Raw genomic sequence first — 22,219 nt, 5'->3', positions numbered from 1 at the left:
AACTGCGCGAAGCGGGAGAGAGCCGTCGAAGAGCCCTTCGCCGATGAGAACTTGCACGTGAGAGGCCTGGCTGGTGAGCAACGAGAACGCGCAGCCGGGGGCCGAGCGCGCGGAGAGTCTCTCGGTGGAGCGTGTGGGGGCAGTTGACGGGCTCAGGTTCGCGTTCGGGACGTTGACGGTGTTTCGGGTGCGGGTGCACCGGTGGGACCGGGCGGCCGGTGGGGTGGCCATGGTGGTGGCGCCGGTGGTCGGGGTTGTGGTCGGGGTGTTGGCGGGCGCGGTGGGGGCGCTGGTCGCGTGGCGGGGCGGGGCGTTGTCGGGGGCGGTCGCGGTGGTGGCTGTCGGGGCGGTGGTGACGCGGGGGCTCCATCTGGACGGGGTCGCGGATGTCGCGGACGGGCTGGGGAGTGGCAAGCCTGCCGAGGACGCGTTGCGGATCATGAAGCAGTCGGACATCGGCCCGTTCGGCGTGCTGACGCTGGTGCTGCTGATGTTCGCTCAAGTCGCTGTGCTGGCAGGCCAGTTCGGGGTCTCGCTGTGGCGCGGGGCGCTCGCCGCGGCCGTCGCGGCGACGGCGGGGCGGGTCGCGCTGGCGTGGGGGTGTCTGCGGTCGGTTCCGGCCGCCCGGCCCGGGGGGCTGGGGGCGATGGTGGCCGGCACGGTGCGTCCGGTGTCGGCGGTCGTCGTGACGCTGCTGGTGGCGGGTGCGGCGGCGGCGTTGCGGTGGCAGTGCGGGGTGGCCGTGCTGCTCGGGTCGGTGGTCGCGGCGGGCCTGCTGCGGCGGTGTGTGCGGCGCTTCGGCGGGGTGACGGGTGACGTGCTGGGGGCGCTGGTGGAGACCTCGGCGACGGCGGCGCTGGTGGCACTCGCGCTGACATGACGGCGCGTCCGCGCGGGAACTCACTCACCGTCACGAGTTGCGGCGGTTCGTGCACGGGGGTAGGCGGGGCGGCGAGATCCCAATATGCGGACTACCATGCGGTGAGCACCCTGGCCCCATGCCCCGTTTTGCCGCGGAGTCTGCCTGGGTTTGCCGGTCGGCAATGGAGCCGTCACCGGCCGTGGACCGCGAAAGAACAGGACGCATTTGCCGTGACTGCACTGTCTGTGAGCACCTCCTCCGCCGCGAGCCTGCGCGCGGATGCCCTGGTGATCGGTGTCGCGAAGGGCCCCAAGGGCCTGATCGTGGCAGCCGGCGCCGAGGCGGTCGTCGAGGCGTTCGAGGGCAAGCTGGCCGAGGTCCTCACCACCCTGGGCGCCACCGGTGCCGAGGGTGAGGCGGTCAAGCTTGCCGCTCCGGCCGGGCTGAAGGCGCCGCTGGTGCTGGCCGTCGGCCTGGGCGACGCCGCCGACGGCGCGTTCGGCGCCGAGGAGCTGCGCAAGGCCGCCGGTACGGCCGCCCGCACCCTGGCCGGTTCGAAGAAGGTCGCGCTGGCGCTGCCGGCCGCCTCCGCCGAGGACGTCGAGGCGGTCGCGCTGGGCGCCCTGCTCGGCTCGTACGCGTTCGGCACCTACAAGGCCGAGGTGGCGAAGGCCCCCGTCGCCGAGCTGGTCGTGCTGGCCGACCGCAAGGGCTCGAAGGACGCCAAGGCCGCCGTCGAGCGCGCCACGGCGCTCGGCGAGGAGATGAACCGGGCCCGTGACCTGGTCAACACCGCCCCGAACGACCTGAACCCGAAGTCCTTCGCCGCGATCGCCCAGGCGGCCGGCAAGGAGCACGGCCTGAAGGTCGAGGTGCTGGACGAGAAGGCGCTGACCAAGGGCGGCTTCGGCGGCATCCTCGGCGTCGGCACCGGCTCGGCCAACCCGCCGCGGCTGGTGAAGGTGGCCTACACCCACCCGAAGGCGCAGGCCTCGCTGGCGTTCGTCGGCAAGGGCATCACCTACGACTCGGGCGGCATCTCGCTGAAGCCGGCCGGTCACAACGAGACCATGAAGTGCGACATGGCCGGTGCCGCCGCGGTGTTCGCCGCCGTGGTCGCCGCCAAGCGCCTGGGTCTGCAGGTCAACGTGACGGCGTGGCTGGCGCTGGCGGAGAACATGCCGTCCGGCACCGCGACCCGCCCCGGCGACGTGCTGCGGATGTACGGCGGCAAGACCGTCGAGGTGCTGAACACCGACGCCGAGGGCCGCCTGGTGCTGGCCGACGCGATCGTCCGGGCCGGCGAGGAGCAGCCCGACGTGATCATCGACGTGGCGACCCTGACCGGCGCCATGATGGTGGCGCTGGGCAGCCGCACCTTCGGTGTGATGGCCAACGACGACGAGCTGCGCACCAAGCTGCACGAGACCGCGGGCGCGGTGGGCGAGGCCTCCTGGCCGATGCCGCTGCCGGCCGACCTGCGCAAGGGCATGGTCGAGTCGACCGTCGCGGACCTGGCGAACATGGGCGAGCGGATGGGCGGCGGCCTGGTGGCCGGTCTGTTCCTGAAGGAGTTCGTCGCCGAGGGCATCGACTGGGCGCACCTGGACATCGCCGGCCCGGCGTTCAACGAGGGTGCCGCGTCCGGCTACACCCCGAAGGGCGGCACCGCCAGCGCGGTGCGCACCCTGGTCCGCTTCGCGGAGGACACCGCCGCGGGCAAGTGACCCGTTGATCGACGCGTGGGGCCCGGCACCGATGGTGCCGGGCCCCACGTGCATTACCAGCCAGTAGCAGCCGCGCCAACCCGGCCGACTGTTCGCCTCCGGCGAAACTTGATTCCGCAGAGCGGAACTGCTACGGCGAAGCCCCCCGAACGGACTACCTCCGATTGCCGATTTCACGCCCGTGAGCTGGGACGATACCTCCGGGAGCGGGTCACCCCACCGCTCCGCGCGCCGCACCGGGCCCGGGCCGGGGCACCCTCCGACGCCACCCGCCGCCAACAAGTGCAAAGATGTATTTCCGGCACGACTGGGCGCCCTTACAAGGGCTCTCACCCACCGGACCGCGACCGGCCCGGCGATCCGCACCTTTTGCATGGAGGACGTGACGTGGCGAACGACGCCAGCACCGTTTTCGACGTAGTCATTCTCGGCGGCGGAAGCGGCGGCTACGCCGCGGCCCTCCGCGGCGCTCAGCTGGGCCTGAGCGTCGCGCTGATCGAGAAGGGTGAGCTGGGCGGCACCTGCCTGCACCGCGGCTGCATCCCGACCAAGGCGCTGCTGCACGCCGCCGAGGTCGCCGACGAGACCCGCGAGGCCGCCGACTTCGGCGTCCTGGCCACCTTCCAGGGCATCGACATCAAGGGCGTCCACAAGTACAAGGACGACGTCGTCGCCGGCCTGTACAAGGGCCTGCAGGGCCTGGTCGCCTCCCGCAAGGTCACCTTCATCCAGGGCGAGGGCCGGCTGTCCTCGCAGACCTCGGTGGACGTCAACGGCCAGCGCATCGAGGGCCGCCACATCGTCCTCGCCACCGGCTCCGTGCCGCGCTCGATCCCGGGCCTGGACATCGACGGCGACCGGATCATCTCGTCCGACCACGCGCTGAAGCTGGACTACATCCCGAAGTCGGCGATCATCCTCGGCGGCGGCGTCATCGGCTGCGAGTTCGCCTCGGTCTGGAAGTCCTTCGGCGTCGACGTCACCATCGTCGAGGGCCTGCCGCACCTGGTGCCGCTGGAGGACGAGAACTCCTCCAAGCTGCTGGAGCGCGCGTTCCGTAAGCGCGGCATCAAGTTCGAGCTGAAGTCCCGCTTCTCCGGCGTGGAGTACACCGCCGAGGGCGTCAAGGTCTCCACCGAGAACGGCAAGACCATCGAGGCCGACGTGCTGCTCGTCGCCATCGGCCGCGGCCCGGTCTCGACCGGCCTGGGCTACGAGGAGCAGGGCGTCGCGATGGACCGCGGCTACGTCCTGGTCGACGAGTACCTGCGCACCAACGTGCCGACCATCTCCGCCGTCGGCGACCTGGTCCCGACCCTGCAGCTGGCCCACGTCGGCTTCGCCGAGGGCATCCTGGTGGCCGAGCGGATCGCCGGCCTCAAGGTCGTCCCGATCGACTACGACGGCATCCCGCGGGTGACGTACTCCAACCCGGAGGTCGCCTCCGTCGGCCTGACCGAGGCCAAGGCCGTCGAGCAGTACGGCAAGGAGAAGGTCGTCACCCTCAAGTACAACCTGGCGGGCAACGGCAAGAGCAAGATCCTCAAGACCGCCGGCGAGATCAAGCTGGTCCAGGTCAAGGACGGCGCCGTCGTGGGTGTCCACATGGTCGGCGCCCGCATGGGCGAGCAGGTCGGCGAAGCCCAGCTGATCTACAACTGGGAGGCCCTGCCCGCCGAGGTCGCGCAGCTGATCCACGCGCACCCGAGCCAGTCCGAGGCCCTGGGCGAGGCCCACCTCGCGCTGGCCGGCAAGCCGCTGCACGCGCACGACTGATCGCGCCCCCGTCCCCCTTCATTCCTGAACGCAAGACTTGATAGGAGTCGCTGGAACCATGGCGGTCTCAGTAACACTGCCCGCGCTGGGCGAGAGCGTGACCGAAGGCACCGTCACCCGCTGGCTGAAGGCCGAGGGTGAGCGCGTGGAGATGGACGAGCCGCTGCTCGAGGTCTCCACCGACAAGGTCGACACCGAGATCCCGGCGCCGGCCTCCGGCATCCTGGCCGCGATCAAGGTCGGCGAGGACGAGACCGTCGAGGTGGGCGCCGAGCTGGCGGTCATCGACGACGGCTCCGGCGCCCCGGCTGCCGCTCCGGCCCCGGCCGCCGCCGAGGCCCCGGCCGCGCCGGTTGCCGAGGCCGCTCCGGTTGCTCCGGTTGCGGAGGCCCCCGCGGCTCCCGCGCCGGTCGCCGAGGCCCCGGCCGCCGCTCCGGTTGCCGCCGCTCCGGCCGCCGACGCCACCCCGGTGGTGCTGCCCGCGCTGGGCGAGTCGGTCACCGAGGGCACCGTCACCCGCTGGCTGAAGGCCGAGGGTGACACCGTCGAGGTCGACGAGCCGCTGCTCGAGGTCTCCACCGACAAGGTCGACACCGAGATCCCCTCCCCCGTGGCGGGCACCCTGGTGAAGATCCTGGTCGGCGAGGATGAGACCGCCGAGGTCGGCGCCCAGCTGGCGCTGATCGGCGCCGCGGGTGCGGTCGCCGCTGCCCCGGCCGCCGCTCCGGCCGCTCCCGCTGCTCCGGCCCCGGCCGCCACTCCGGCCGCTCCGGCCGCTCCGGCTCCGGCTCCGGCCGCTCCGGCTCCGGTGGCTGCTGCTCCGGCTCCGGTCGCTGCCCCGGCCCCCGCGCCGGTCGCGCCCGCCGCCCCGGTCGCCCCGGCTCCGGCCGCTCCGGTCGCCGCTCCGGCTCCGGTTGCCGCCGCCCCGGCCGCTGCCGCTCCGGTCGCGGACGCCGGTGACGCCTACGTCACCCCGCTGGTGCGCAAGCTCGCCGCCGAGCACGGTGTCGCGCTGGCCTCGGTCGCCGGTACCGGCGTCGGTGGCCGCATCCGCAAGCAGGACGTGATCGCCGCCGCCGAGGCCGCGAAGGCAGCGCCGGCTCCGGTCGCCGCCGCCCCCGCTGCCGCCGCTGCCCCGGCGAAGGCCGCCGCCGCGCCGTCCGCGCTGCGTGGCCAGACCGTCAAGATGACCCGCATGCGCAAGGTCATCGGCGACAACATGATGAAGGCCCTGCACGAGCAGGCGCAGCTGACCAGCGTGGTCGAGGTGGACGTCACCAAGATCATGTCGCTGCGCGCGAAGGCGAAGGACTCCTTCCTGGCCCGCGAGGGCGTGAAGCTGTCCCCGATGCCGTTCTTCGTGAAGGCCGCCGCCCAGGCGCTGAAGGCCCACGCGGGCATCAACGCCCGGATCAACGAGGCCGAGGGCACCATCACCTACTTCGACACCGAGAACATCGGTATCGCGGTGGACTCCGAGAAGGGTCTGATGACCCCGGTCATCAAGGGTGCGGGCGACCTGAACATCGCCGGTATCTCGAAGAAGACCGCGGAGCTGGCGTCGAAGGTCCGCGGCAACAAGATCACCCCGGACGAGCTGTCCGGTGCGACCTTCACCATCTCCAACACCGGTTCGCGCGGTGCGCTGTTCGACACCGTCATCGTTCCGCCGAACCAGGCCGCCATCCTGGGCATCGGCGCGACCGTGAAGCGCCCCGTGGTGATCGAGGCCGACGGCGGCACCGCCATCGGCATCCGCGACATGACCTACCTGTCGCTCTCCTACGACCACCGCCTGGTGGACGGCGCGGACGCCGCCCGCTACCTGGTCGCGGTCAAGGAGATCCTGGAGGCCGGCGAGTTCGAGGTCGAGCTCGGCCTGTAAGGCATCCCCGGTTTCGTCCGGAAGCCCCGCACCGTCCCCGGACGGTGCGGGGCTTCGGCGTGTCCGGGCACTTGTCGGGCTGTGCCGTCAGCGGTGCGATCGGGTGCGGGCGCGGTGCGGATTGTGGATGCTGGAGCGGTGATGGACGAGACGGCATTCTGGCAGCTGATCGACGACTCCCGGGACGCGGCCGGGGGTGACCCGGACGAGCAGGCGCAGTCCCTGGTGGAGCGGCTGATGGGGCTGACCCCGGACGATGTGCTGGACTTCGCCCGGCAGTTCGAGGCGCGGTTCCAGCGGGCGTACACGGTTGAGCTGTGGGGCGCCGCGTACCTGCTGCTGGGCGGGGCCTCCGAGGACAGCTTCGACTACTTCCGCTGCTGGCTGATCGGCCAGGGCCGGGAGGTGTTCGAGGGCGGGGTGCACGAGCCGGACCAACTCGCGGGCCTGCTACCGGACTTCGACGACGAGGAGGACGGCGACGCGGAGGAGCTCGGGTACGCCGCCGACGAGGCGTACGAGCGGCTGACCGGGCTGCCGCTGCCGGACCTGGGGGTGCGTCAGCCCCCCGCGCCGCAGGGCGTCCCGTTCGACTTCGCGGACAAGGCGGCGATGGCGGCCCGTTACCCGCGGCTGTGGGAGCTGTACGGGGACTGACGGCCTGTTGGGCGGGGCGGGTGGCGGCCGTCCGGGTGCGGGACGGGTGACGGCCTGTTGGGCGGGGCGGGTGGCGGCCGTCCGGGTGCGGGCCCGCCACCGGCTCCGTGCGGTCAGTGCAGGGCGCGGCCCATCCAGACGTCGTCCACGTAGGCGCCGTCCAGCAGGAAGTGCTCGGGCAGCACGCCGAGCACCTGGAAGCCGTTGCGCTCGTACAGGCGGCGGGCGGGCGCGTTGTGGCTGAGCACCCGCAGGGTCATCCGGCGGGCGCCTGCGGTGCGGGCGGCGTCGCAGGCGGCGGTGATCAGGGCGTCGCCGATGCCCCGGCCGCGGGCCTCCGGGTGCACCGCCAGGCCCTGGATCTGGCGGACGTGGGCGCTGGAGGCCAGCGGGATCTCCTGCAACTGACGGATGTAGCCGACGATGCGGCCGTCGAGTTCGGCGAGCAGGTACTGCTCGGGCGGGTGCTGCTGGTCGAAGACCGGCGCGTCGGCGGCGCCCTTCGGGGCGACCTCGCTGAGCGTGGACCAGGTGGCGTGGTCGAGGGCGCGGATCGCCTGCTCGTCCTGCTCCGCAGCGGGTCGGATGATCGGATTGGTCGATGGCATGGCGGCCATGCTAGGCGCTCGCCCGCGGATCCTGCCGGGAATTGTCGCCCCGCTCGCGGGCGGGCGGCCCGGCTGCCCGGGCGGGCCGGTAAGGGCTGCGAGGATGGCCGGTATGCGTATCGCGGTGACAGGTTCCACGGGGTTGATCGGGTCCGCGCTGGTGGGCTCCTTGGTCGGGGACGGGCACGAGGTGCTGCGGCTGGTGCGGCGGCGTTCGCGCACCGGCCCGCAGCCGGACGGGACGGTCGGGGTGGGGTGGAACCCGCTCCTGATGCAGATCGACGACGCCGCGCTGGAGGGCGTCGACGCGGTGGTGCACCTGGCCGGGGCGGGCGTCGGGGACCGGCGCTGGTCGGACGCCTACCGGCGGGAGATCCGGGACAGCCGGGTGCTCGGCACCGAGACGCTGGCCGCCGCGCTGGCCCGGCTGAAGACCCCGCCGAAGGTGCTGGTCAGCGCCTCCGCGGTCGGCTGGTACGGGCAGACCGGGGACCAGCTGATCGACGAACAGGCGCCCAGCGGCAGCGACTTCCTGTCCGAGGTGTGCCAGGAGTGGGAGCGGGCCGCGCAGCCCGCCGCGGCGGCCGGGATCCGGGTGGTGCACCCGCGCACCGGGCTGGTGCTCGACCCGAAGGGCGGCGCGGGGGCCCGGCTGCTGCCGCTGTTCAAACTCGGCCTGGGCGGTCGGCTCGGCAACGGCAAGCAGTACTGGAGCCTGATCTCGCTGGCCGACGAGGTGGCCGCGCTCCGTTTCCTGATCGACCACCAGGACATCAGCGGCCCTGTCAACCTTGCCGGGCCCGATCCCGTCACCAACGGTGAGCTGACCGCAGAGCTGGCCAGGCAACTGGGGCGACCCGCGGTGTTCGCGGTGCCGGAGTGGACACTGCGCGCAGTGCTCGGGGAGATGGCGGTCGAGGTGGTCGGCAGTCACCGGGTGGTACCGAAAGCCCTGGTGGAGGCGGGATTCGAGTTCCGTCACCCGGATCTGGCGTCGATCGTGGCGGCGGCGCTCGGGCGGCCCGGGCACTGACGGAGCGTCGAGGGGGCGCACAGGTGCACAGGGACGGCGCGTGGGGCGTGAACGGTGACCGTGCGCGCCCACTCCCGCCTCGCGCGCCCCGTTTGGCGCACGGTGGGTGACGGAGCCGCCCCACCGTGTCTCCCCCGCCAGTGGTATGAACCGATTGGGTGGCGGCCGGCGGTCTGGGTGGCCGGGTGACGGGGCATCACCTTCGACGGACCAAGTTGTCCTCGCTCCCCGCTGCCCGCCCCGGCACCCACCCGCTCACTCGCGGGCGCTGCCGCGCGCGGCGGCAGCGGAGGGCTCCGCCAGGGAGGGAGCACCCACTCGTGCCCGCACATGACTTCATCAGCCGTGTCCACGCCACCGACCCCGACGCGATCGTGGTCGGCGCAGGCCTCGCCGGGCTGACCGCCGCCACCGCGCTCACCGCCCAGGGCCTGCACGTCCAGGTCCTGGAGGCCACCGAACGCGTCGGCGGCCGCACGGCCACCCGGGAACTCGACGGCTTCCGCCTCGAGCTCGGCGGCCACCTGCTGAACACCGCGTTCCCCGAACTCGGCCGCCACCTGGACGTCGACCGGCTGGACCTGCGCCCGCTCGCCCCCGGCGTCCTGATGCACAGCAGCGGCCGCACCTACCGGGTCGGCGACCCCCAGCTCACCCCCGCCCGGCAGGCCGCCACCCGCAGCCCGCTCGGCACCCCACTGGACCGGGCCCGGCTGGCCGGCGCACTCGCCCGGCTCGCCGCCACCCCCACCCCCCGGCTGCTGACCCGTCACGAGACCACCGCCGCCCGGGCGCTGGCCGACCGCGGCCTGCCCGGCCGCACCGTGGACGGCTTCCTGCGGCCGCTGCTCGCCGCGCTGCTCTCCGACCCGGCACTCGGCACCTCCAGCCGGGTCGCCGACCTGGTGCTCCGCGCCTACGCCCGCGGCCGGCTGTGCGTCCCCGCCGCCGGGATCGGCGCCGTCGCCACCGAGTTGGCGGCGAGGCTCCCGGAGGGCACCCTGCGTACCGGCGTCACCGTCACCTCGGTCGGCACGGACGGCGTGGAGACCGCCGCGCACGGCCGGATCCGGGCCCGCGCGGTGATCGTCGCCACCGACGCCGCGACCGCCACCACGTTCCTCCCCGGCCTGCGGCAGCCCGGGTTCCACCCCGTCACCACCTACTACCACGCCGCCAACCGCTCGCCGCTGGGCGAACCACTGCTGCTGTTGGACGCCGAACGCACCGGCATCTCCCACTCACTGGTCCTCAGCGACGCCGACCCGTCCTACGCCCCCGACGGCCGGGCCCTGATCGCCACCACCGTCCTCGGCCGCCGCGCCTTCGACTCCGGCGGCCCGTCCGGCGACGAGCCGGTGGTGCGGCGACGGCTGGCCGAGCTGTACGGCACCTCCACCGCCGGATGGGAGTTCCTGACCGTCCGCCACGTCCCCGACGCGGTGGTCTCGATGCCCCCGCCGCACCACTTCCGCCGCTCAGTCCGGCTCCTGGCCGGCCTCTACGTGTGCGGCGACCACCGGGACACCGGGACCATCCAGGGCGCACTTGCCTCTGGCCGGCGGGCCGCGAGCGCGGTGCTGCGCGACCTGGGGGTACGGGCGGAACCCTCGGTGGTGGAGGCGGCAGCGTAGTCAGGGGCCCGGGGGACTGGAGGTCGAGGCGGGGACCAGAAACGGCGGAACGCTCAGCGCCCCGTTGCTCATCCGCAGACTCGGCCCCGCCGTTCCCCGGGCCCCTGATGGCTCGTCCCCCTGGCCCCTGCGGGACCCTAGATCACTCCCGCCTGCCGGGTCGCCTCCTCGAAGGCGCGGGCCGCGGGGGTGGTGCGGTAGGGGGCCAGGCGGCGGTGGAAGTCTCGGAGGTATTCGACGGTGCGGGCGGAGCGCATTTCGCCGGCGGCGCGGAGGCTGTCGGTGGCCATCGAGCAGGACTCGTCGACGTCTCCCATGCCGAGGCGGGCGGAGGCGAGGACGAGGCGGCACAGGATGCGGCTGCGGGCGTACGCGGGGGCGCGCAGGCGCAGGGACTTCTCGGCGTGCTGGGCGGCGGGGCGCCACTGCTGGAGGTCGCGGTAGCAGTGGGCGAACTCGTCGGCGAGTTGGGCGTCGTCGAAGTAGCGGGCCCAGGACGGGACGTCGTCGCCGCTGCGGGCGGTGGCGAGGGCCCGTTCGCAGCGGACCAGGGCGGTGGTGCAGGCCCGGACGTCGCCGGCCAGGGCGTGGCCGCGGGCCTCGGCGGCGTGCATCAGGGCCTGGACGACGGGTGCGGCGGTGGTGCCGACGCCCTGTTGGGCGACCCGGGCGAGCTGGATGGCTTCCCGGGCGTGGCCGAGGTGGACGGCCTGCTGGCTCATGGTGGTCAGGACGAAGCCGCCGAGGATCCGGTCTCCGGCCGCCTGGGAGAGGCGCAGGGCCTGGACGAAGTAGCGCTGGGCGAGGCCGTGCGCGGCGATGTCGAAGGACGTCCAGCCGGCCAGCCTGGTCAGGTCGGCGACGGCGCCGAACAGGGCGCGGCCGATCTGTTCGCCGTAGCGGCCGCGGAGCATGGGTTCGGCCTCGCTCTCCAGGTAGCGGACCAGCGCCTGCCGGGCGTGGCCGCCGCCGTAGGCGTGGTCGAGGGCCCGGAAGAGGTCTCCGACGGCGCGGATGGCGGCGATGTCGCCGCGGCCGACCCGGACGGGGGGACGGGCCTCGCGGGGGTCTGCGGCGGCGGGTTCGAGGGTGCCGCCGGTGGGGCGGCGGGCGCCCTGCTGGGGGACGCGGGGGCCCGGCGGGGGTGTGCGCAGTTCCTCGGCGCTGAGGGTGGTGCCGTCCCGGGCGACGCGTTCGTCGGTGCGGCCGATCAGCCAGTCGCGGCTGGGGACGACCAGTCCGGCGGGGGTGAAGGCGATCTTGCGCAGTTCGGCGTAGGGGCCGTTGTCCTTGCGCCACATGGAGGCGACGATGTCGACGGCCTCCTGCGGGGTCTCGGCGAACTCCAGCCCGGCGTAGACCGGGGCGCAGGCGTCCAGGCCGACGTCCTGGGCGGTGAGGCGGCGGCCGAGGCGGCGGGTGAAGACCTCGGCGATCAGCGCCGGGGTGGCGCCGCGCGGCTGCTGGCCGCGCAGCCAGCGCGTCACGGAGGTCTTGTCGTACCGCAGGTCGAGGCCGTGTTCCAGGCCGAGTTGGTCGACCCGGCGGGCGAGGCCGGCGTGCGAGAAGCCGGACTCCTCGATGAGTGCCGCGAGTTGGGGGTTCTGGGCGCGCCCGCCCGACGCTGCGTCGGCCGGCTCGGCGGCGCGCGAAGGGGTCTCGGCCGCTCCGGTTTGACGCGGGTCGAGCGGGTCGAGCGGTCGGTACGCCGGGCTGTCGATTACTGGCCGTTGGGGCATAGCAGTCCACACCTCTCAGGCACCGTTCCGGCCCCTCCTGCCCGGGACAGCGCCCCCTGATCGGGAATCGGCGCGAATGTAGCGAGCATTGGGGCGCTATGGGTGGATTCGGCCCATCGATCCTCCGAACGGGTGAACCAGGCCCGCCCGTTCTGAGGAAGCCCGGGTGCCGCGTGTTTGAGTTCGAGGGCCGTTGCCCGCGTTCGGACGGCATGGCGCGTGCCACCATGCATGGCAGGGATGCTGTGGTGTTCGCCCACATCGTTGCGGGGGCCGCGGATTCCTACCGTTCTCGGCCATGGACACCACTTCTGCCTCCCTCCCCCAGCCCCCGCTGCTCGGCCGCACCGCGCTGGTCACCGGCGCCGCCTCCGGCATCGGCAAGGCTTGCGCGGAGGCGTTCGCCGCGGCCGGCGCGCGCGTGTACGTCGTCGACCTGGCCGCCGCGCCCGCCGAGGAGCTGGCGGAGCGGATCGGCGGGGTCGCGCACGTGACCGACCTGTCGGACCCGGAGGCGGTGGACGCGCTGCCCGCCGACGCGGACATCGTGGTCAACAACGCCGGCCTGCAGCACGTCGCGCCGGTGCACGAGTTCCCGATGGAGCGGTTCACGCTGATCCAGCGGGTCATGGTGGAGGCCCCGTTCCGGATCCTGCGCCGCACCCTGCCGCACATGTACGCGCGCGAGTGGGGCCGGGTGGTCAACATCTCCTCGGTGCACGGCCTGCGCGCCAGCGCCTTCAAGTCGGCCTACGTGACGGCCAAGCACGGGCTGGAGGGCCTGAGCAAGACGGTCGCGCTGGAGGGCGCCCCGTACGGGGTGACCAGCAACTGCATCAACCCGGCGTACGTGCGCACCGCGCTGGTGGAGAAGCAGATCGCCGCGCAGGCGCTGGCGCACGGCATCCACGAGGACGAGGTGGTGGAGCAGATCATGCTCGACCGCACCGCCGTGAAGCGACTGATCGAACCGGAGGAGGTGGCGCAGCTGGCGGTGTGGCTGTGCACGCCGAACGCCTCCTACATCACCGGCGCGAGCCTGCCGGTGGACGGCGGCTGGACCGCGCACTGAGTCCGGCCGAAACGGGCCGATAGGGTCCTGACTCTCCCTCACCCCCCACCTCCTGCAAGGGGACATCACTGATGGCTGCCTCTCCCGACGTCGCGAGACCCGCCTCCCTGCCCCGGGTGGTCGCCGCCTCGCTGATCGGCACCACGATCGAGTGGTACGACTATTTCTTGTACGGATCGGCGGCGGCGCTGGTCTTCGGGCACGTGTTCTTCCCGAAGTCGGATCCGCTGACGGGCACTCTGCTGTCCTTCCTCACCTACGCGATCGGGTTCGCCGCCCGGCCGCTGGGCGCGCTGGTGTTCGGGCACTTCGGCGACCGAATAGGCCGCAAGAAGCTGCTGGTGCTGTCCCTGCTGCTGATGGGCGGCGCGACCACCCTGATCGGCTGTCTGCCGACGTACAACCAGATCGGCGTGGCGGCGCCGGTGCTGTTGACGGTGCTGCGGCTGGTGCAGGGCTTCGCGCTGGGCGGCGAGTGGGGCGGGGCGGTGCTGCTGGTCTCCGAGCACGGCGACCAGAAGCGGCGCGGTTTCTGGGCGTCCTGGCCGCAGGGCGGCGCGCCGGCGGGCAACCTGCTGGCGGCCGGCGTGCTGTCGGTGATGACGTCCGTCCAGTCGGACGCGGCGTTCCTGGCCTGGGGCTGGCGGGTGCCGTTCCTGCTGTCGGCGGTACTGGTGATGGTGGGCCTGTGGATCCGGCTGGCGGTGGACGAGTCGCCGCTGTTCAAGGCGGCGCTGGCGGCCGCCGAGCAGCGCGCCGAGAAGGAGAAGCCGCCGCTGGTGGCGGTGCTGCGCGACCACTGGCGGGACGTGCTGGTCGCGATGGGCGCCCGGATGGCGGAGAACATCTCGTACTACGTGATGACCACCTTCGTCCTGGCGTACGCCGTCGGCCACGCCCACCTGCCCAAGCAGACCGCGCTGAACGCCGTACTGATCGGCTCGGCGATCCAGTTCGCGCTGATCCCGCTGTTCGGGGCGCTCTCCGACCGGGTCGGCCGCAAGCCGGTCTACCTGGTCGGCGCGGTCGGCGTCGGCATCTGGGCCTTCGTGTTCTTCGGCATGGTCGACACGAAGGACTTCACCTCGCTGGTCACCGCCATCACCGTCGGCCTGTTCTTCCACAGCATGATGTACGCCCCGCAGGCCGCGTTCTTCGCCGAACTGTTCGCCACCCGCACCCGCTATTCCGGCGCGTCCATCGGCGCCCAGTTCTCCTCCGTCGCGGCCGGCGCCCCCGCCCCGCTGATCGCCACCGCGCTGCTCAAGGACTACGACAGCGCCACCCCGATCGCCGTGTACGTGGCGATCGCCGCCGCGATCACCGTCCTCGCCGTGCTGTGCGGCCGGGAGACCCGCGGCGCCGACCTCGCCGAGGCGGACGACGCTCGGGTGGACTCCGTGAAGGCCGCTACGACGGCCTGAGCACTTCCGACAAAATCAGGGCCGCGTCACCGGGCAATCCGCCCGGCGGCGCGGCCCCGGCCCGTTTCGCGACAGCGACAGCGACAGCGACAGGCCGCGGGCAACGGGGGCCACGGGGGGCACGAGTGACAGGGAAGACCGAATGGACCGCCACACCACCGCCGCACCGGCGCTGCGCCGACTCCTCGACCTGCTGGCGACCGGCGCCGCCACCGAGGACTTCGGCGAAGTCCTCGCCGACGCCCGCCGGCAGGGCGCACCCGCCCAGGTCCTGACCGAGATCGACGACGCCACCTGGCAGGCCCTGCGGGTGCACCGGACGATGCGTCAGCACCGCCGCCGCGAAGCCGAACTGACCGCGCTGTTCGACACCGCCGGCGACCTCGCCGCCTCCCGCGACCTCGACGCCGTGCTGCAGGCCATCGTCCGCCGCGCCCGGATGCTGCTCGGCACCGACACCGCGTACCTCACGCTCCCCGACGAGCAGGCCGGCGACACCTACATGCGGGTCACCGACGGCTCCGTCTCGCCGCTCTTCCAAACCCTGCGGCTCAGCCTCGGCGACGGCCTCGGCGGCCTGGTCGCGCAGACCGCCCGCCCCTACGCCAGCCACGACTACCGCATCGACGAGCGCTTCCGGCACACCGGCCAGATCGACGCGGGCGTGCTCGACGAGGGCCTGGTCGCCATCATCGGCGTGCCGCTGCTGCTCGGCGGCACCGTGATCGGCGTGCTGTTCGCCGCCGACCGCACCCCCCGGGCCTTCTCCCCCGACGAGGTCGCGCTGCTGTGCACCCTCGCCGCGCACGCCGCGATCGCCCTGGACACCGCCAAATCGCTGGCCGACACCCGCGCCGCGCTCGCCGAACTCGCCACCGCCAACGCCGTCATCCGCGCCCACGCGGGCTCCGTCCAGCGCGCCGAACAGGCCCACGACCGGCTCACCGACCTCGTCCTGCGCGGCGCGGAGGTCGGCGACGTGGCCGCCGAGGTGGCCGCGCTGCTCGACGGCGAGGCCTCCGTCCACGACGCCGAGGGCGCCCCGCTCACCGGCCCCGGCGGCGCCCCCGACGGCCTCTCCGACGCCGTCGCCGCCTCCCGCGCCGGCGGCCACGCCGTGCGGCACGGCGCCGAGTGGGTGTGCGCGGTGCTGGCCGGCCAGGAACTGCTCGGCTCGCTCGTCCTGCACGGCAGACCCGAACTCGACGACGCCGACCGGCGGGTGTTCGAACGCGCGAGCGTGGTCACCGCGCTGCTGCTCCTGCTGCGGCGCTCGGTCGCCGAGACCGAGAACCGCGTCCGCGGCGAACTGCTGGCCGACCTGCTCACCGCCCCCGACCGCGACCCGGCCGGCCTCACCGCCCGCGGCCGCCGTCTCGGCGTCGACCTGGGCCGCCCGCACCTGGTGCTGGTCGCGGTCGCCGCGGACGTCAGTGCCCGGGAACGGCTGGCCGGTGCCGCGGCCCGGTACCTGTTCGGCTCGCGCGGCATCAGCGCCGAGTTCGGCGACGGCGTGGTGCTGCTCGTCCCGCACGACGGCACCGGCGACGGCGCGGTCGCCGCCCTCGCCGCGGAACGCCTCGCCCGGCTGGTAGGGGTGCCCGTCACCGTCGGCACCGGCCGCGCCGCCAGCGGGCCCGTCCCGCTGGCCGCGGCCTACGCGGAGGGCGTGCGCTGCGTCCGGGCCCTGCGCGTGCTCGGCCGCGAGGGCGACGGCGCGTGCGCGACCGACCTCGGTTTCCTCGGCGTCCTGCTCGGCGACGGCCACGACGTCGAGGGCTTCGTCCGCGCGACGCTCGCCCCGCTCCTCGACTACGACGCCAAGCGCGGCACCGAACTCGTCCGCACCCTCCGCGCCTACTTCGACTGCGGCGGCAGCCTGACCCGGGCCAAGGACCTGCTACACGTCCACGTGAACACGGTCGTCCAGCGGCTCGACCGGGTCGAGGTGCTGCTCGGCCGCGACTGGAACCAGCCGGAGCGGGCGCTGGAGCTCCAACTGGCGCTCAGGCTCTTGCTGTTGGCCGGGGAGTAATCAGGGTGCGAAACCGGGGGCGCGTGGGGGTACCTCCCGGCCCGCCAGGGCTGGGGGAGAACTGTGCGAAGCGGAAGGCGAGCGTCGGCAGGATCGCGCCTCCGACGGCCAGTTGCGCGCGGGCGCGACCAACGTGCGGGAAGGTCGCGCCCGAGCGCAGGCGTACAGTGGCGAGGTTGGGCTGAGCCGGCCGGCAGGGAGCATGCAGTGAGCGAGAACGTGCGGTTCGTGCGGATGGGGATAGGCGAACGGACCGTCCCCTACCAGGAAGCGTGGGCGGAGCAGCAGCGGCTGCACGCGTTGCGGGTCGCGGACGAGATTCCGGACACGGTGCTGCTGCTGGAGCACGACCCGGTGTACACGATGGGCAAGCGCACCAACCCGGAGGACCTGCCGCTGGACGGGACGCCGGTGGTGGAGGTGAACCGTGGTGGGGAGATCACCTGGCACGGCCCGGGCCAGCTGGTGGGGTACCCGATCGTGAAACTGCCGGACCCGATCGACGTGGTGGCGTACGTGCGGCGGCTGGAGGAGGCGCTGATCCGGGCGTGCACCGAGTTCGGGGTGGAGACCACCCGGATCGAGGGCCGCAGCGGGGTGTGGAAGCTGGGCGCGGAGATCCCGGGCGCGGTGGTGGACCCCTCGCAGGTGGTGGAGATCGGCAAGCTGACGCTGCGGATGGGCCTCCCGCTGGGCATCGACCCGCGTCTCGCGGGCCCCGAGTACGCCCCGTCCAACGCGGGCCAGCGCGGCGACGACCGCAAGCTCGCGGCGATCGGCGTGCGGGTGGCGCGCGGCGTGACCATGCACGGCTTCGCGCTGAACTGCGACCCGGACATGACGTACTTCGACAAGATCGTCCCGTGCGGCATCCGGGACGCCGGCGTGGCCTCGCTGAGCGGCGAGCTGGCCCGTCCGTTCGCGGTCGCGGACGCCGTCGGGACGGTGGAGCGGACGCTGACCGAGGTGTTCGCCGAGCTGCCCGAGCCGGCCGTCAAGGTCTGATCGCGGGCCGGTCGCGGAATCGGCGCGCCGCGCCCGGTGTTGCCTTCCGAATAAAGGCCCGGGGCCCGGCGCAGGCCATCGAAGCAACGGCGTACCCTTTGGGGTACCCCGTCTAGTTCTAGGAGTCGCACGTGTCCGCTGTCGCACCCGACGGCAGGAAGCTTCTCCGCCTGGAGGTCCGCAACAGCGAGACCCCCATCGAGCGGAAGCCCGAGTGGATCAAGACCAGGGCGAAGATGGGGCCGGAGTACAACGCCCTGCAGTCCCTGGTGAAGAAGGAGGGGCTGCACACGGTCTGCCAGGAGGCGGGCTGTCCCAACATCTTCGAGTGCTGGGAAGACCGCGAGGCGACCTTCCTGATCGGCGGCGACCAGTGCACCCGCCGCTGCGACTTCTGCCAGATCGACACCGGCAAGCCCGCCGAGTTCGACCGGGACGAGCCGCGCCGGGTCGCCGAGTCCATCGTCACGATGGACCTGAACTACGCCACCATCACCGGCGTCGCCCGCGACGACCTGGAGGACGGCGGCGCGTGGCTGTACGCGGAGACCGTCCGCCAGGTGCACGCGATGACGGCGGCCCGCGAGGCCGGCCGTACCGGCGTCGAGCTGCTGATCCCGGACTTCAACGCGGTGCCGGAGCAGCTCGCCGAGGTGTTCTCGTCCCGTCCCGAGGTGCTCGCGCACAACGTCGAGACCGTGCCGCGGATCTTCAAGCGGATCCGCCCCGCGTTCCGCTACGAGCGCTCGCTGGACGTCATCACCCAGGCCCGGGCGGCCGGGCTGGTCACCAAGTCCAACCTGATCCTGGGCATGGGCGAGACCCGCGAGGAGGTCAGCGAGGCGCTGGCCGACCTGGTCGACGCCGGCTGCGAGCTGATCACCATCACCCAGTACCTGCGGCCCTCGCTGCGCCACCACCCGGTGGAGCGCTGGGTGAAGCCGCAGGAGTTCGTCGAGCTCCAGGAGGAGGCCGAGGAACTGGGCTTCGCCGGTGTGATGTCCGGCCCGCTGGTGCGCTCCTCGTACCGGGCCGGCCGGCTGTACCGGCAGGCGCTGGAGCGTCGCGAGCAGGCGGCGGTCTGAGCACAGTGCTTCTGGAGGGCGGGCCCGATCGGGCCCGCCCTTCGGCGTACGGGGAGGTATCCGCGGGCCCGGACGCGGGCGGGGCCGACCGGACTAACCGCCGACGTTTCACGTGGCATTGACGGTCGGGTCACCGTACGGTAACGGACGTCCGGGACGCTCGAGCGGTACCCGGGTCGAGGAGTTGGTGTGGTCATGCGTACCGGACTCAGGACCGCCCTGCGGCGGGCCGAACAGCTGTTGCTGATCCGCGGCGCGCGCCGCAACGCGTGGGCGGCGGTGTGCGAGAACCGCCGGCTGGCGGGCGAACGCGAGCGGTCCGAACGGGTGCCCGAACGCAGCGCGTGAACCGCTGGTGACGCCGGGGTCGGCATCCGGGAGAGTCCAGGGTCACGGAACCGGCACCGCTTGGATGATCGCCCCTTATGCCACGTACCATGAGCGGTATGGCGAGGCAAAAATCCGATACTCCTGGGCGGCTCGCACAGATCCGCCAGGCATATGTCATGACCAAGCAGGTCGACTCCAAAATCGGCCTGATCATCGCCGGCGTCGGCCTGCTGACCTTCGGCGTGTTCCTCGCCATCGGCTTCGCCCTGGATCACCCGGTCTACCTGGGCATTCTCGGCTTTGTGGTGGCGGTGCTGGCAGTCGCGATCGTGTTCGGCCGTCGCGCCGAGCGGGCCGCGTTCGGGCAGATGGAAGGCCAGCCGGGCGCGGTCGCCGCGGTGCTGGGCAACATCCGCCGCGGCTGGAGCGCCAACCAGACCCCGGTCGCGGTCACCCGCAGCCAGGACGCGGTCTACCGCGCGGTCGGCCGGGCCGGCATCGCGCTGATCGGTGAGGGCAACCCGAACCGGGTGCGTCCGCTGCTGGCGTCCGAGAAGAAGAAGATGTCCCGCGTCGTCGGCGACATCCCGGTGCACGACATCATGGTCGGCAACGGCGAGGGCGAGATCCCGCTGAAGAAGCTGCAGATCCACCTGATGCGACTGCCGCGGTCGATCTCCGCCGCCCAGGTCACCGAGACCAACGACCGGCTGCGGGCGCTCGGCGACCTGCTGTCGAAGGCGCCGATCCCCAAGGGCCCGATGCCGAAGGGCGCCCGGATGCCCAAGGGCGGCGCGCGCTAGCGTTCACTCCCCCGTAGGACACCACGGCCCCGCTTGCGAGATTCCTCTCCGCGAGCGGGGCCGTTCGACGTTCCATGACCTTGGCGGGCCTTGTGGCGGGCCTTGGCGACGCTCTATCGCTCTGGCGGCGTCAGATCCGAACCTCGACGGTGCCGACGGCCTTGTCGTGCAGGCCGCGGGTGTCGCGGTCCCAGACGGCGGCCGGAATGATCAGGCACAGCAGGAAGGTGCGAAGCAGCACCTGCGGGATGGTCGCGCGGCGGCCGTCCAGCCGGACCACCCGCAGACCGAACAGGCGCTTGCCGACGGTGGTGCCGGTGGTGGCCAGGAACAGCACGGTGACGGCATAGAACAGCGGGGTGGTCCACAGGTTGGCCGAGCCCTGGTCGCCGTGCGTGATCAGGCCGTAGGCGACCAGGCTGACCAGCCAGCCGTCCACGAACAGGGCACCGATCCGGCGGCCGGGGCCGGCCATCGAGCCGGGGCCGGAGCGCGGCAGGCCGAGGCGCTCGCCGCGGTAGCCGAAGTCGGCGCCCATCTTCTCGGCGGCCGCTTTCGGGCCGTCGATCCACGATCCGAGTGCTTCTCTGGTGTCCACGGACCCACCCTAACCGGGCTTACCCGCCGATCCGGCGGCGGGCCCGCGGGCGGGACGCGCCGGGGCGGGCTCCCGCCGGGGTGAAACGGATTCCGCCGACTGCCGTGAATGGTCTCGACATGTCGGGGTACACGGGCGCTGCTGACACCGGCGATTTGCCCGGGACCGTACCGCTTTGCGGCCCGCTCGAGCGGCCTGGTTAACATGTGGGAAACAGTCGAGTCACGATCGGGAAACGGTCGATTCCTATCGTGAGCCCCTGCGCGGGGGCTCCCGTCGCCCCTGACGGAGGCTCGGACCGCACGTCGAGGAGGAGTACGGATGTTCACCAACGCCGACGAGGTCAAGCAGTACATCGCGGACAACGACATCAAGTTCGTCGACGTCCGGTTCTGCGACTTGCCGGGCGTGCTGCAGCACCTCGCGGTCCCCGCCGACACCTTCGACCCGACCGAGACCCTGATGTTCGACGGCTCCTCGATCCACGGATTCCAGGCCATCCACGAGTCCGACATGGCCCTCGTCCCGGACCTCGCCACCGCCCGGCTGGACCCGTTCCGCACCGAGAAGCACCTCAACATCAACTTCTTCATCCAGGACCCGATCACCGGCGAGGCCTACAGCCGCGACCCGCGGAACGTGGCCCGCAAGGCAGAGGCCTACCTCGCCTCCTCCGGCATCGCCGACACCGCGTACTTCGGGCCCGAGGCCGAGTTCTACGTCTTCGACTCGGTGCGCTTCGAGACCAGCGCCAACGCGTCCTACTACCACATCGACTCGGTGGCCGGTGCCTGGAACACCGGCTCCGCCGAGGGCGACGTCCGCGGCTACAAGGTCAAGTACAAGGGCGGCTACTTCCCCGTCCCGCCGGTCGACCACTTCGCCGACCTGCGCGCCGAGATGTCCCTCGAACTCGGCCGCGCCGGGCTCACCGTGGAACGCCAGCACCACGAGGTCGGCACCGCCGGGCAGGCCGAGATCAACTACCGGTTCAACACCCTGCTGCACGCCGCCGACGACCTGATGCTGTTCAAATACATCATCAAGAACGTCGCCTGGCGGGCCGGCAAAACCGCCACCTTCATGCCCAAGCCGATCTTCGGCGACAACGGCTCCGGCATGCACGTCCACCAATCCCTCTGGACGGCCGGCACCCCGCTGTTCTACGACGAGCAGGGCTACGCGGGCCTGTCCGACATCGCCCGCCACTACATCGGCGGCATCCTCAGGCACGCCCCCTCACTGCTCGCCTTCACCAACCCCTCGGTGAACTCGTACCACCGCCTGGTCCCCGGCTTCGAGGCCCCCGTCAACCTGGTCTACTCGCAGCGCAACCGCTCCGCCGCCATCCGCATCCCCATCACCGGCTCCAACGCCAAGGCCAAGCGCATCGAGTTCCGCGCCCCCGACCCGGCGTCCAACCCCTACCTGGCCTTCTCCGCCATGCTGATGGCCGGCCTCGACGGCATCAAGAACAAGATCGAACCCGCCGAGCCCGTCGACAAGGACCTCTACGAACTCGCCCCCGACGAACACGCCGCCGTCCCCCAGGTCCCCGCTTCCCTCCCCGCCGTCCTCGACGCCCTCGAAGCCGACCACGAATACCTACTGGCCGGCGGCGTCTTCACCACCGACCTGATCGAAACCTGGATCGACTACAAGCGCACCCAGGAAATCGCCCCGATCGCCCTGCGGCCGCACCCGCACGAGTTCGAGCTCTACTACGACCTGTAGGAGCCGCTCTGACCTGCGGAAATGCAGTTTGATCTCTCATCGTTTCCGCAGGTCAGGCAGGGTCCTGACCTGCGGAAACGCGTGGAGAGGGGTCGGCTGCAGCACCTCTGGGACTCGCGATGTGAAATGAGTGTGAAATGAGCACGCGTAGATCGAACTCGCGATGATCACCCCGCTGCCCTTGCTAGCGCTGGGCAGTATGCCATCTCGCT

The 22,219-nt window shown here is 72.4% G+C and carries 18 protein-coding genes; 15 read left to right on the top strand and 3 right to left on the bottom strand.

Annotated elements, in window-relative coordinates; all coding sequences use genetic code 11:
- The first annotated feature begins 124 nt into the window (after positions 1-124).
- From ACFYS8_RS23180 to ACFYS8_RS23160, 5 genes are all read left to right on the top strand, one after another.
- Positions 125-880 carry an adenosylcobinamide-GDP ribazoletransferase gene (locus ACFYS8_RS23180; RefSeq protein WP_387643858.1) on the top strand — a complete coding sequence of 252 codons (756 nt, stop codon included), beginning with the start codon at positions 125-127 and terminating at the stop codon, positions 878-880.
- Between the two features lie 212 nt (positions 881-1,092).
- The gene (locus ACFYS8_RS23175; protein ID WP_387643590.1) at positions 1,093-2,589 is read left to right on the top strand and encodes a leucyl aminopeptidase; all 1,497 of its coding nucleotides are present in this window, start codon (positions 1,093-1,095) and stop codon (positions 2,587-2,589) included.
- A gap of 387 nt (positions 2,590-2,976) precedes the next feature.
- Positions 2,977-4,365 (top strand): dihydrolipoyl dehydrogenase, encoded by a 1,389-nt coding sequence (lpdA, locus tag ACFYS8_RS23170; RefSeq protein WP_387643588.1) that lies wholly within the window; start codon positions 2,977-2,979, stop codon positions 4,363-4,365.
- A 58-nt stretch (positions 4,366-4,423) separates the two neighbouring features.
- On the top strand, positions 4,424-6,250 hold the full coding sequence (gene sucB / locus ACFYS8_RS23165) for a 2-oxoglutarate dehydrogenase, E2 component, dihydrolipoamide succinyltransferase (RefSeq protein WP_387643586.1): 1,827 nt from the start codon (positions 4,424-4,426) through the stop codon (positions 6,248-6,250).
- A gap of 141 nt (positions 6,251-6,391) precedes the next feature.
- On the top strand, positions 6,392-6,907 hold the full coding sequence (locus tag ACFYS8_RS23160) for a DUF4240 domain-containing protein (RefSeq protein WP_387643584.1): 516 nt from the start codon (positions 6,392-6,394) through the stop codon (positions 6,905-6,907).
- A 113-nt stretch (positions 6,908-7,020) separates the two neighbouring features.
- Here ACFYS8_RS23160 and ACFYS8_RS23155 read toward each other — a convergent pair whose 3' ends face one another.
- Positions 7,021-7,524 (bottom strand): GNAT family N-acetyltransferase, encoded by a 504-nt coding sequence (locus tag ACFYS8_RS23155; protein WP_387643582.1) that lies wholly within the window; start codon positions 7,522-7,524, stop codon positions 7,021-7,023.
- Positions 7,525-7,618: 94 nt separating this feature from the next.
- Between ACFYS8_RS23155 and ACFYS8_RS23150 the strand changes: the two genes are divergently transcribed.
- Positions 7,619-8,548, top strand: a complete 930-nt coding sequence (locus tag ACFYS8_RS23150) for a TIGR01777 family oxidoreductase (RefSeq protein WP_387643580.1) — start codon at positions 7,619-7,621, stop codon at positions 8,546-8,548.
- A 320-nt stretch (positions 8,549-8,868) separates the two neighbouring features.
- A complete protein-coding gene (locus tag ACFYS8_RS23145; RefSeq protein ID WP_387643578.1) occupies positions 8,869-10,182 on the top strand; it encodes an NAD(P)/FAD-dependent oxidoreductase in 1,314 nt (437 codons plus the stop codon).
- A 137-nt stretch (positions 10,183-10,319) separates the two neighbouring features.
- Here ACFYS8_RS23145 and ACFYS8_RS23140 read toward each other — a convergent pair whose 3' ends face one another.
- A complete protein-coding gene (locus tag ACFYS8_RS23140) occupies positions 10,320-11,921 on the bottom strand; it encodes a regulator (protein ID WP_387643576.1) in 1,602 nt (533 codons plus the stop codon).
- 298 nt (positions 11,922-12,219) lie between these two features.
- Here ACFYS8_RS23140 and ACFYS8_RS23135 point away from each other — a divergent pair, with 298 nt between their 5' ends.
- The 7 genes from ACFYS8_RS23135 (at position 12,220) to ACFYS8_RS23105 (ending at position 19,675) form a co-directional block, all read left to right on the top strand.
- The gene (locus tag ACFYS8_RS23135; protein WP_387643574.1) at positions 12,220-12,993 is read left to right on the top strand and encodes a 3-hydroxybutyrate dehydrogenase; all 774 of its coding nucleotides are present in this window, start codon (positions 12,220-12,222) and stop codon (positions 12,991-12,993) included.
- A gap of 71 nt (positions 12,994-13,064) precedes the next feature.
- Positions 13,065-14,417 carry an MFS transporter gene (locus ACFYS8_RS23130; protein WP_387643572.1) on the top strand — a complete coding sequence of 451 codons (1,353 nt, stop codon included), beginning with the start codon at positions 13,065-13,067 and terminating at the stop codon, positions 14,415-14,417.
- 142 nt (positions 14,418-14,559) lie between these two features.
- Positions 14,560-16,452 carry a helix-turn-helix domain-containing protein gene (locus tag ACFYS8_RS23125; RefSeq protein ID WP_387643570.1) on the top strand — a complete coding sequence of 631 codons (1,893 nt, stop codon included), beginning with the start codon at positions 14,560-14,562 and terminating at the stop codon, positions 16,450-16,452.
- 234 nt (positions 16,453-16,686) lie between these two features.
- On the top strand, positions 16,687-17,457 hold the full coding sequence (gene lipB / locus ACFYS8_RS23120; protein ID WP_387643855.1) for a lipoyl(octanoyl) transferase LipB: 771 nt from the start codon (positions 16,687-16,689) through the stop codon (positions 17,455-17,457).
- A 131-nt stretch (positions 17,458-17,588) separates the two neighbouring features.
- Entirely contained in the window at positions 17,589-18,542 is a 954-nt protein-coding gene (gene lipA, locus ACFYS8_RS23115) for a lipoyl synthase (protein WP_387643568.1), read from the top strand.
- Positions 18,543-18,737: 195 nt separating this feature from the next.
- Positions 18,738-18,890, top strand: a complete 153-nt coding sequence (locus ACFYS8_RS23110; protein ID WP_387643566.1) for a hypothetical protein — start codon at positions 18,738-18,740, stop codon at positions 18,888-18,890.
- Positions 18,891-18,967: 77 nt separating this feature from the next.
- On the top strand, positions 18,968-19,675 hold the full coding sequence (locus tag ACFYS8_RS23105; RefSeq protein ID WP_387643564.1) for a DUF4191 domain-containing protein: 708 nt from the start codon (positions 18,968-18,970) through the stop codon (positions 19,673-19,675).
- Positions 19,676-19,805: 130 nt separating this feature from the next.
- Here the strand turns inward: ACFYS8_RS23105 and ACFYS8_RS23100 are convergent, their stop codons facing one another.
- Positions 19,806-20,273, bottom strand: a complete 468-nt coding sequence (locus ACFYS8_RS23100; protein WP_387643562.1) for an RDD family protein — start codon at positions 20,271-20,273, stop codon at positions 19,806-19,808.
- Between the two features lie 321 nt (positions 20,274-20,594).
- Here ACFYS8_RS23100 and glnA point away from each other — a divergent pair, with 321 nt between their 5' ends.
- Entirely contained in the window at positions 20,595-22,007 is a 1,413-nt protein-coding gene (glnA, locus tag ACFYS8_RS23095; protein ID WP_387643560.1) for a type I glutamate--ammonia ligase, read from the top strand.
- The last annotated feature ends 212 nt before the right edge of the window (positions 22,008-22,219 follow it).

Source organism: Kitasatospora sp. NPDC004615, from assembly GCF_042873545.1.
Lineage (GTDB): Bacteria > Actinomycetota > Actinomycetes > Streptomycetales > Streptomycetaceae > Kitasatospora.
This window is presented reverse-complemented; position numbering and strand designations above follow the sequence as displayed.